6 protein-coding genes and 6 pseudogenes are annotated in these 10,676 nt (G+C 60.9%); 6 read left to right on the top strand and 6 right to left on the bottom strand.

Going from position 1 to position 10,676, the window contains the following annotated elements:
• Positions 1-700: 700 nt before the first annotated feature.
• From AC629_RS50715 to AC629_RS45670, 3 genes and pseudogenes are all read right to left on the bottom strand, one after another.
• A pseudogene (locus tag AC629_RS50715) lies at positions 701-1,255 on the bottom strand (transposase); the annotation flags it as partial.
• A 6-nt stretch (positions 1,256-1,261) separates the two neighbouring features.
• Positions 1,262-1,534 (bottom strand): annotated as a pseudogene (locus AC629_RS47815) (LysR substrate-binding domain-containing protein); the annotation flags it as partial.
• 237 nt (positions 1,535-1,771) lie between these two features.
• Positions 1,772-1,936: a LysR family transcriptional regulator gene (locus AC629_RS45670; protein ID WP_143199475.1), complete on the bottom strand. Its 165-nt coding sequence runs from the start codon at positions 1,934-1,936 to the stop codon at positions 1,772-1,774.
• Between the two features lie 163 nt (positions 1,937-2,099).
• On the opposite strand from AC629_RS45670, the pseudogene AC629_RS27255 reads away from it, so the two are divergent.
• Together AC629_RS27255 and AC629_RS27250 are read left to right on the top strand one after the other, a co-directional pair.
• Positions 2,100-3,163: pseudogene (locus AC629_RS27255) on the top strand (aromatic ring-hydroxylating dioxygenase subunit alpha).
• Between the two features lie 264 nt (positions 3,164-3,427).
• Complete coding sequence (locus tag AC629_RS27250; protein ID WP_245332013.1) at positions 3,428-4,270, top strand: flavin reductase family protein; 843 nt, start codon at positions 3,428-3,430, stop codon at positions 4,268-4,270.
• A gap of 305 nt (positions 4,271-4,575) precedes the next feature.
• Here AC629_RS27250 and AC629_RS27245 read toward each other — a convergent pair whose 3' ends face one another.
• Positions 4,576-6,852, bottom strand: coding sequence for a T3SS effector XopP-like protein (locus AC629_RS27245; protein ID WP_084807992.1), 2,277 nt, complete (start codon positions 6,850-6,852; stop codon positions 4,576-4,578).
• A 199-nt stretch (positions 6,853-7,051) separates the two neighbouring features.
• Here AC629_RS27245 and AC629_RS27240 point away from each other — a divergent pair.
• A pseudogene (locus AC629_RS27240) lies at positions 7,052-7,450 on the top strand (1,4-butanediol diacrylate esterase); the annotation flags it as partial.
• Positions 7,451-7,717: 267 nt separating this feature from the next.
• Here the strand turns inward: AC629_RS27240 and AC629_RS49005 are convergent.
• Positions 7,718-8,186: pseudogene (locus AC629_RS49005) on the bottom strand (IS256 family transposase); the annotation flags it as partial.
• Between the two features lie 173 nt (positions 8,187-8,359).
• Here AC629_RS49005 and istA point away from each other — a divergent pair.
• From istA to AC629_RS49945, 3 genes and pseudogenes are all read left to right on the top strand, one after another.
• Positions 8,360-9,887 (top strand): annotated as a pseudogene (gene istA, locus AC629_RS27230) (IS21 family transposase).
• Positions 9,888-9,904: 17 nt separating this feature from the next.
• Complete coding sequence (locus tag AC629_RS49950; protein ID WP_283847926.1) at positions 9,905-10,153, top strand: ATP-binding protein; 249 nt, start codon at positions 9,905-9,907, stop codon at positions 10,151-10,153.
• A complete protein-coding gene (locus AC629_RS49945) occupies positions 10,077-10,544 on the top strand; it encodes an ATP-binding protein (protein WP_349531249.1) in 468 nt (155 codons plus the stop codon). The genes AC629_RS49950 and AC629_RS49945 overlap by 77 nt, the downstream gene beginning before the upstream one ends.
• On the opposite strand, the gene AC629_RS27220 is transcribed toward AC629_RS49945, so the two are convergent.
• The coding region (locus tag AC629_RS27220; protein WP_143199473.1) for an IS3 family transposase at positions 10,510-10,676 on the bottom strand (167 nt) is incomplete at its 5' end. The genes AC629_RS49945 and AC629_RS27220 overlap by 35 nt on opposite strands.

Here is a 10,676-nt window from a genome sequence, read left to right as displayed (position 1 = left end):
GTTCTGCCGGCGCTTTGCCCGGTCCGGATTTCTGCTTCATCTTCGCTCCTTGCGGCTACGATGAACCAGAAATCCTCCCTTCGTGAAGTCCCTCAATTCAAGGGCTCTGACGGCGAACAGGCTTCTGGCTCACCACGTTGTCGAGGCTAACTCACTTGTTTTCAGCGCTTACGGGTCGTTGGAGGCCAGGCCGGACATTGACGAATACCCCCTCAGGCGCCTCGGGCGGCGCTTCCGCGTCGACGCGGCCTGCACCGATCGACATTTCGCGGCTTTTGCTTCAGCCGGTCGCGCAAAGCTATTGCTCAGAATTCCGGCCGACCGTGCGCTCAATGCGTTCGCGCACAGCGGGATGTCAATCAGCTCTTTAATTGCGGTTTGTTGTCAAGCTTCCGTTTCGAGCTTGCCAATAGCACTACGGTAGCGCTCGCGTCGACGGAGCTGCTCACGGTTGCGGAGACGCGCGAGTGGGGCTGAGGCATTAGATCGGCCTATGGGTAAAGCTGTAGATGCCATCGCTGTGGTCATGGCCCTTTCAGAGGTCGCGCAGCACCTCATCATGATGTCCGGCTGGGGCGCCTCAACGTTTCCAGCGGAGTGCGGATGAGCTGTCACCAGCCGACTGACCGAGGTCGCCACAACTGCCGTCCATCAGGACATCACCGGCCGTTGGGAAGGGCCGAATTCTCGCAAGATAGGATCAGGCCGGCTTCGCTTGACCCCAATCGAACGATATTCCGTCGACCCAGATGCAGCGGAGGAGGACAGCGATCTGCCGTGCGACGGCGACCTTCTTGTTCATGCCGATCCGCTTGGCTAGCTTCATTCCCCAGGTCCTGAGGGAGGACCATTTCCTCGCCCGATAAGGCAGAACGGTCGCCGCCTTGAATAGGTGGGTTCGGAGAAAACGAGTCTCCCCATTTGCCATTGATTATCAGTTTCGCCGGACTGATTGCGCCGAGGCGTGAGACCCAGATAGGTCCCGACGCTCGATGCCGATCGGAAGCGCGACCGGTATCGATTGCATGGCGGAACATCAAGGCCGCCACCACGCCGACACCTCATCAGGCGACGTGTCGTCCATCCGACTTTGCCAACTGCCGGACTTCGTGGTCTAACCTGCTTTATTGCTCACAGATCTGCTCATGGTCGACAGCAGCGGCTCGATCGCACCGAGAAGCTAATAATCTTCGACCAACAGCTCGCGGGCCAGATTGGCAAACTGCAGTCCGATCGCGCGTGGGAGCAGCCCTATTCTTGGCACCGTCGAGACCAGGTCCGTGCCGAGGAGAATATGCCTTAGATCGGAGATGCTCGGCACGGTGACCACCTGGTTGAGCGACAGGCCGCGTTCATCGAGCGCTCTGAGGTAGCCTGAGCGCCAGGTGCCTCCATAGGTGACGACGCTGTGGCTCGCCTTGACATAGTCGTTGACGCCCAACCTCCGGCCAGCGAGCAGGTGGCTCTTGCGCATAACGCACACATACTGGTCATCCAGCAGATGTCGATGATAAAAGTTCTCCTCCTGAATCATAGGGGCCAATAAGAAGATCGGCTTCGCCGCGTTTGAGCGATCCCTTTCGCACGCGCCGTCTTGATTTCCAGCAGCAGGCGCGGCGCCCGGCGCCTGATCTCAGCGAGGGTACGCGGCAGAATGATCGAGCGTTCGTAATAGTTGCAGGCGATCGCGATCTGCCCGGACGCGCTTGCGGGATCGAAATCTGCCGACTGCATTAGTCCCTCGAAGCCCTTAAGCAGGTGGCTGGTACACTCAACGATCTCGATACAGCGAGGCGTTGTCCAGCGTATAGCTAGTCGTCGATTGGTTCGTACCGAGCACTTCGGCGGCCTTCGAGAACGAGCCCAGTTCCGACACCAGGCGCAAAGTACGGATCGCAGCAAAATCAATCGCGAGCGGATCCCAATCCTTTGCCATTTCCTTGAGTCCCTCCTCGCGCAGACCAAACCACCGTATCGAAAGAGTAGATAACGGCTATCAACTCTGTCCGATTGTTCAAACACTATTGCCAGCGCAATCTGCTCGAAAATGGGAGTTAAAGCGGCAAGCCCGCGACGATAGCCTCAACCATGGAGAGCCCATGAACGCACCCAAACCTTTTCCGCTCAATGCCTGGTACGCGGCTGCATGGTCCTATGAGATCGCCCGCGAGCTTTCCGCCCGCACAATTTGCGGCCAGAACGTTGTGCTCTACCGCCGCACTGATGGCCTCGTTGCGGCGCTGGAGGATGCCTGTTGGCACCGGCTTTTGCCGTTGTCACTCGGACATCTCAAGGGCGACGACGTGATGTGTGGCTATCACGGGCTGGTGTTCAATTCGGCCGGCCGCTGCTCCTACATGCCCGCGCAGAACACGATCAATCCGTCAGCCTGCGTGCGTGACTATCCGGTGGCTGAGCGGCGTCGTCTGGTCTGGCTGTGGCCCGGCGATCCAGCGCTGGCGGACCCCGCCAAATTCCAGATTTTCATTGGAACGACGGCACAGAATGGGTCGGCAACGGCGGCACGTTCTATCAGCGGAAATCCGGTTATCGCCTGATCGTTGGCAACCTGATAGACCTCACGCACGAGACCTATGTGCACGCGGGCAGCATTGGCGACGAGGCGATCACGGCAGCGCCCTTCAATGTGACCCACACCGAGAACACGGCGGGGATGACGCGCTGGATGATCGACATCGAACAACCCCCGTTCTGGGGCCACCAACTTGCACGCGCGGGCCGTGTCGATCGCTGGCAGATCGTGACGTTTCAGGCGCCGTCGGTGGTCGTCGGAGACGTCGGCGTGGCACTGACCAATAGCGGGCGCCGCAAGGCGACCGATCGCACGGCTCAGCAGTGCGTTTTTGGCGGCGATCACACCGGAAACTGAGACGACGTGCACTACTTCTGGAACTTTGTCCGAAACTATCGCAGAGATGATGTTCACCTAACGAAAGAGCTCCAGCTTGCCCATGTTAATGGCAGGGCAGGGGTCTACGATCAGGATCACCGGGTGTTGGAGGCGTAGCAGGCTGCCATCGACAAGAACCCGCACTCTCCCTTTTACGATCTCAACATCGATGCGGGCGCGCTCTGCGCACGGCGGCTGATCGACCGGATGAACGAGCAGGTCCCCGTGATCGCTAACGTTGCGGCCGAGTGAGTGAGAAAGTCATGGCCAAGCCGACAGAACCGATTAGCGCACGCCTTCGCGCCACGCGCGATCTCACTCCTAACGTCCGTCTAATCGAGATCGAGCCGGACTGTCCGTTGATCAAGGTAACGCCTGGCAGTCACATCGACGTTCTCGTGCTGACCGACACGCAGCCGCAGCTTCGTCGCTATTCATTGGTGGGACCTTGTGCGGACGGCTCTATCGCATCGCCGTCAAGCGGCTCGTATCGAGCCGGGGTGGGTCTGTCGGCATGTGGCGCCTCAAGCGGGCGAACGACTCACGATCTTCGAGCCAACCAACAGCTTCGAACTGAGCTACGACCGGCCGGACTACCTGCTGCTGGCCGGCGGCATCGGCATCACGCCGATTTGCACGATGGCGCTGGCACTGAAGCAAGCCGGTACGAATTCCCGCCTGCTCTATGCCGCACGCAGCCGTCGGGACCTCGCGCTCGCGGACGAGCTTGCCACTTACATCGGCGAGCGACTTCAGCTTTTCGCCGGTGAAGAGCGACGGCGGATCGACATCGGCGGCGAGATCGCCCAACTAGACGCGCGTGGTGCGTTCTATGTGTGCGGCCCGTTCGGCATGTTGGAGGCGGCCAAACAGCTTTGGAGGCAAGCGGGCAGACGCGCGACGCACCTTCGCTACGAGACGTTCGACAATACCGGTGGCCTCGCGGACACCCCGTTCAAGATCAGAGTTCCCCGATTGGGCCCGGAAATTGAAGTGCCTGCCCATCGCTCGATGCTGGAGGCGCTTGAAGCAGCCGGCGTCGACATGATTTTCGGTTGCCGTCGCGGAGAATGCGGTCTTTGCGTGCTGCCGATCCTGGAGGCGTCGGCTGAGGTCGATCATCGCGACGTGTTCTTCAGCACTGAAGAGCGGGCGACAAACAGCAAGCTCTGCACCTCCGTGTCGCGCCTCGCGCGCGGTTATGTAACCATCGACACGCCTGATCGAATGCGGATCGGGCATCATGGTTGCGACGCCCGCGCGCTGCCGTTTAGGACTCGCTCCAACAAGGCCTGCCTGATCTACTCAGGCGGGATGATCGTTCGGTGTGGCGAGAGGGCATGCCCGGGCTTAGTGTAGTCTCCTTTCAATCGCTGCGGCCAGAGCGCAGAGCCGCGCGCGAGCTGTCGCCGGCCAGGCAACAAGCACCGAGCCGTGATCGGCCGCTCTCCGCAATGGTCATCAGCTGTTTGGCTTCGTTAGAGCTGCTTGCGGAGCTGTCCGCGAGAACTGGCCATGCGTTCGGCGAAGAGCGAGAGTACTTGGTCTTGGAGCTTTCAGTCTAACGGCTGCTGAAGGCCCCTGACCTGATCACGGCCTGGCTAAGGATCCGCAGGTTTGGCTGATGGTGTCACAATCGGCACTTTACCGCGAGACGATCCTGACTAGATCTCATGTTGAGCGGCCTTCGACGACCGGTCCTCCGCCTCGGCAAACCGATAGGGTGAGATGCCGCTATGCACTGTGGTCAATAAGGACTTACAGAACGCAGGTGTGAGCTTGCCGCGGTGGACTATGACGTTCTCGCGACCCATAGCAGCCCGCGCGTTCTGCCACTGCTGATTGAAGCCGCGCTGTTCGTTGGACTTTACGTGGCAAGCGGCAAAGTCGGCGTCATCCAGCGTCGCCAACTGGCCCGCATGTACCGGCCGCTTCGTATGGACGTGCACCCACATCGGACTCGGCATTGCACCATTGCGTAACGCCTTGGGTTGCAGCTTGATCTCAAAAAGCGCCCCTGGCTCTCCCTTTAACGCGCGCGGTAGATCCGCAGGCGCCAATTCCTTGGCCGCCAGCAAGTGTTCAAGGTATTTCTGCGACGGAAAGCCGTAGGTCTTCATGCATTCAATCTTAGTCGACACCTTCCGCTCGTTCAAAGCCTTGGCCAGCCCCTGCGCCTCGGATCGCATAATATTGAGCCGGACTAGTTTGTCGTGCACTTCGCGCACTTGCGCGGGCGTGAGCAGGACGCGTCGACGAGGTTCCTCTAAGACAGCCACACAAGCCTGCATTTCGGCGGCCTGAGTCTGCAGAAGCTCGATTACGGAATCCACGACGTGGTCGGCGTCCTCGGGTCTCATCTGGCGGGCTTGCGAGACTGCCTTTTGCTGACCAGCCAGATCAAAGTGCAAAAGTTCGTCCAAACGTTTGAGGAGTTGCGTCAGCGTCTCCATTGATGGCGGGGCCTGCCAAATCGCCAAGTGTGCCGTGGCCGACGATGACGCCCTCGCATGCGCTTCCTCCGCGCTCACGAGCGTCTTCGTCCCTAGATCCGAGAGCACGACGACCTTGGATGCTGGCGCCGCGACCTTGTCGGCCGAAGCGACCTCCGCCTGCGTCTGCCCGACCGCAGAACTCCCGGCGTCAGCAGCCGGTGTGCGCTTGCCTTTCCCCTTCCTGCGCGCTGTCGTGCCTTCGGCCACTACAACCTTGCCGGTCGTGCTGGCCGGTGTCGCAGCCGCAGCGTCGGCCGTAGCTGCAATGGTGGCCGGCGTCTTCGGCTGCAGTTGCACGAAGCGCATGACGTCGTGCGCAGCTACCCAGGCGCCTTCCTCGATCTGACCCAACAAGTCCAATGGCAGGTCGGCACCTGTTCCGGCATCGCTGAGTTTGGAAACAATGTCGTGCAAGCCCAACGCAAATTCCGTAAGCCGATCCATGACTCCTTCCAGAACGGCGCAGTGCGCTGCGTCGAGTGCGCGTCCTTCGTTGTTTAGAACAACGTCGGACGTCGAGACGAGCGCCGGAAAAACGTCCCGGATGAAGGTTCCGAGCAGACGCACCTGTCCGTTCTCAGCCATGAGGATTTCCCTCATGGCTGGTTCGAATGTGCTCGCGTGAGGCCCAATCTTGACCCGCGCGAGAGCGACCTGCTGTTGCAGATGGAGGCACTTCGTGTGCACCGCCCAACCGCTGTGCAGCCGCAGTGTGGCCTGTTCAGCCTGCCGCATCTCGACCGTTGTACTTGGCAAGTTGGCGGTGGCGACGCATACCCATTGCATGTGTTCGAAGCGCAAAGCCTTCTTTTCCCACCACTCCATGCAGGCCGCATAGTACCTTGCTACACCGGAAGCCGCTCGGCTCACCTGGTCAAAGGGAACGCCCAATAGGACAAGCTGATCGAGCAAATGGGCCGCACGCGTCCTTTCCTTCTCCAAGTCGCGGATCGTCTGGCTGCCCAGGTCGTTGCATTGCTTCCCCGCATCGAGCACTTCGTCGCGGAGACGGCGGGCCTGATCGTCGGACAAAATGCTACGCGCCACATGCCGGGGCAGCCTCGCGTAGTACTCCAAAACGTTTGAGCCTGCCTTGATCAGCTGGTCGATCCGCTCTTGTGCCTCCGACAAGGTCTGCTTCTGCCTGGCCGCATTGCGGCAAGTGCCAAGCTCCGCAAGCAGGCCGTCCATTTTCTGCTTTGTTGCCCTGATCTCGTCGCCCGTCGAAAAAATGGGGACTGCCATACCCGAAGTTCGCGGCTGGCTGACCGCCGGCGACGCTCTATCCTGAGACCCAGAGCGCATCCGCTCTACGACGGAATCGAAAGATTGGGGGCCTTCACCAGCGGCGAGAGTTGATTCCGACCGGGAACTGCTCGATTCCCACGTCCCGTCGGCTCCAGGAGTCCCAACGTGCGATTTGCCAGGTCGGCCAATGCCCTCCATATTCCAACTCCGATCCACGCGAGAATGCCAAGGCTATTTAGATAGACGGCTTGGCTGACGATCAGCTGACGAACGGCATTCTCCCGGATGCACAGATAAAACAGAATCAGCATGGCTCCCAATTCCCTAGAGTACGCCTTGGTTTTGGGTTTTCTGGTCTGCAGATACGCCTCCTGCTTCGCAAGCTGGCTGTGAGTTCGCGGCCCAACATGACGGCCAGCTCGCATCGATCCCGTTCGAGCTCGAGCAGGAGCCGGAATTCCACATTGGGGGGCGGCGCCCTCTACTCAACCGCGCGCGACTACATCAAGTTCACCCAGATGATTCTCAACAAGGGCCGCGGCAACGGCAACCAGGTGCTGAAGGCGAAGACTGTCGCGACAAAAGAACCATATTCGGTGAACTCGCATGGGCAAGATGACGACTGCCGCGCCGCTGTACACAAACGACGTCGATCTCTATCCGGAGCAGGTGAAGAAGTGAGGCCTCAGCTTGATGATCAACACGGCGAAGACCGCTGAAGGGCGCAGCGCAGGCAGCCTCGACTGGGCGGGCCCCGCCAACACCTAATTGCTGGATCGACCCGTCGCGCGACGTGGTTCACCATGCTGGCTGGACATAGGTCAGCATGGATCGACAAGCTTTATTTCTTTGATCTTCGCAAGCGTGTCATGGCCGCGATCAGGGGCGGATGTCCCTCGATCAAGCCGCCAAGCAATTTGGAGTCGCGATCAGCACGGCAATTGCCTCGATGAAGCGGGTTCGATGAGACCGGCAGTGTTGCTCCGGCAGAGGAGCGGTCACAAGCCGACGGCGGAGAGACCGGCATAAAGCCGTTGGCGAGATGCGCCTACCTTGGGTTCTCCAAAAGGCCGAGCGCTAAGAGGTCGGCAGCCATGAAGACGGCTAGCCGCGCCGCTGTCAGCGCGACGAACGTCCGCGAGGGCGCCGACCTCGAGATCCCTATTCGCGCGGAGCCGGCAGTCACCCTCGGGTTGCCGGACAGCGCGGACGAACCGCCGCATCGGCATATTGATTAGCATCAGTTCATCGGAGCGACCAAGTCAGACCTCCTCCGCCGCAGTTTCAGCTCGCGATCGTGACCTCGTAGCCATCCGCGCCCCCGAACTCGCGCGCGCTCAACTTTGCCGCGGTGGAAGCCGATCTGTCCCCCGCGTTCGGCCCAGTGGGGGGGCGCGTCGGATAGCGACCTCGGCGCGGCCCGCAGGGCGCCGTCACGCCCCCAGAACCGATCGAAATTCCCGCACTTCCGCCAACGCTTCCTCACAGTCCCCGGTTGCTGGCCAAGCGGCCACTGTGTCATCTCTCGTCATGGCATTGTGCGTGTTTCGGCAATTTCCGGACAGCGATTTCGGTAATTCGCGGACAGCGATTTCAGTAATTCCGGGACAGGGATTCCGCTAAATCGCGGACAGTTGCGGGAGGTTGTTTTTCGGGAGCGCCGTTCAGGCAATGTTCTCTCTCAAGCTGAGTTTGAGAGAGGGCAATGCCGAGACGGAAGCAAGCGCAACGGACCACTGTGAAGGACCTACGATCGATCCTGAGGCTGACGTACGAGCAGGGCCTGTCGGTTCGGGCGATCTCGGAACGGCTGCAAATCAGCAAGACCTCGGTTGCCAGCTACCTGCTGCGGGCGCGTGAAGCTGGCTTGAGCTGGCCGCTGCCGCCGATTTACGAGAGCGAGGCGGCGTTACGGCGCGCCTTGTTCCGGCGGGGCGGACGGCCGCCGCAGGCCCTGAGTGAACCTGCGTGGCCGCGGGTGGCGCAGGAGCTCAAGCGCAAGGGCGTCACGGTGACGCTGCTTTGGCAGGAATACCTGACGGCGCATCCCGACGGTTATGGTTACACCTGGTTCTGCGAGAAGTTTGACGCCTATCGGCGCCGGGCGAACCCGACCTTCCGCCACCGCCACGCGGCGGGTGCGGTTAAGCAGACCGACTATGCTGGCCCGACGGTGGAGGTGAACGACCCGCAAACCGGCGAGATCCATCGGGCGCAGATATTTGTCGCGGTGCTCGGGGTCTCGTCGCTGACCTTCGCTATGGCGCGCTTCGGTCAGCGACTGCCAGATTGGATCGAGGGCCAGACCCGAGCCCTGTCGTACTTCGGCGGAGTTCCCAAGGCGATCGTCTGCGACAATCTGAAGGCCGGGGTCGTCAAGGCGTTGTGGTTCGAGCCGACGCTCAATCAAACCTTTGCCGCCATGGCCGAGCACTACGACACGACGATTTTGCCGACCCGCAGCCGCAAGCCGCGCGACAAGGGCAAGGTTGAAGGCGCGGTGCTGATTGTCGAGCGCTGGATTCTGGCGCGGCTGCGCCATCGGCGGTTCTTCAACCTGACCGATCTCAATACTGCGATCGGCGGTTTGTTGGAGGAGCTGAACAATCGGCCGATGCGCCAGATCGGCAAATGCCGCCGGCAGCTGTTCGAGGAAATCGAGCGCGAGGCGCTGGCGCCGCTGCCGAGCGAGCCGTTCGAATACGCCGAATGGAAAACGGCGAAGGTCCTCCCCGACTATCACGTCGAAGTCGACAAGATCTTTTACTCGGTGCCGCACCGACTGATCGGCCGTCGGGTGGACGTCCGGCTCACCTATCGAGCCGTCGAGATCTTCCATCACACGCGTGTCGCCAGCCATGTGCGCCGTTCTCAGCGCAGCGGCCATGTCACCGTGAACGAGCACATGCCCAAGGCCCATCGGCGCTACGCCAATATGACGCCGGCGAGTTTGTCGGCGTCAATGCCGCCACGCTGGTCGAGCGGATGATGCGCGAGCGCCCGCATCCCGAGCAGGTTATCGCTCCGCCATGGGGATCATCGCCCTGGCGCGGCGCTACGAGCGCGATCGGCTCGAGGCGGCCTGTGAGAGGGCGCTCGCCATCAACGCGATCAATTGCTCCACCGTGAGCGCCATTCTCAAATCTGGGCTCGACCGCGCGAGCCCTGCCACCGAGCCCATCAAAGCCACGCGCTCCCACGCCAACATCCGTGGCGGCGCCTATTATCAATGAAGGAAAGGAAGATCGTGATGCTGATCCACCCGACACTCGACCAGATGCAGGCCCTCGGCCTTGCCGGAATGGCGGACGCCTACCTGCAATTGGCCGAACAGGACAATGCCACCGATCTCAGCCGCGACGAGTGGCGCGGCCTGATGCTCTACCGCGAAGCCGCCATGCGCGCCGACCGGCGCCTGACCAATCGGCTGGCCACAGCCAAGCTGCGCTTCGTCGACGCCTGCATCGAAGACGTCGACTTCGCGTCCCGGCGGCCTTGACCGGCGCAACACCCTGCAGCTGGCGCAAGGCGCCTGGCTGAAAGCCCATGAGAACTTCATCATCACCGGCCTGACCGGGACTGGCAAAACCTGGCTGGCGTGCGCCTTCGGATGCCCGGCGGCCAGGCTCGATCATACCGTCCTTTATTTGCGTATGCCGCGCCTGTTCGAAGACCTCGCCATGGCCCGTCTCGATGGTCGCTTCCCGCGCCTCATCGATAAGCTCGCACGTGTCCAGTTGCTCATCCTCGGCGACTGGGGCACCCACACCCTCAATGACCAGCAGCGCCTCGATCTCCTCGAAAACTTCGAAAGAGCGCTACAAGCGCAAATCACCATGATGATCTTGGACAGGGTTAAGCTGCTTTTAGCTCCATCTCGATCGGGCTGATAAAGCCGATGGCGGAGTGACGAGGAGTTCGATTGTAGAAGCCTTCGATATAGGCAAAGATATCCCGTGTGGCTTCTGCCCGTGTTGCATAGTGCCTGTTGTGGACGAGCTCCGTCTTGAGCGTGTGAAAGA

Origin of the sequence: Bradyrhizobium sp. NAS80.1 (assembly GCF_001908205.1) — a bacterium.
Lineage (GTDB): Bacteria > Pseudomonadota > Alphaproteobacteria > Rhizobiales > Xanthobacteraceae > Bradyrhizobium.
The sequence above is the reverse complement of the archived record's forward strand: the minus strand, read 5'-3'. Positions and strand labels throughout refer to the sequence as shown.

Excerpts from the sequence above, each read along its gene's own strand:
- AC629_RS45670 (WP_143199475.1), bottom strand. The coding sequence starts at position 1,936 with ATGGCAAAGGATTGGGATCCGCTCGCGATTGATTTTGCTGCGATCCGT.
- AC629_RS27245 (WP_084807992.1), bottom strand. The coding sequence starts at position 6,852 with ATGGAGGGCATTGGCCGACCTGGCAAATCGCACGTTGGGACTCCTGGA.
- AC629_RS49950 (WP_283847926.1), top strand. The coding sequence starts at position 9,905 with ATGCTGATCCACCCGACACTCGACCAGATGCAGGCCCTCGGCCTTGCC.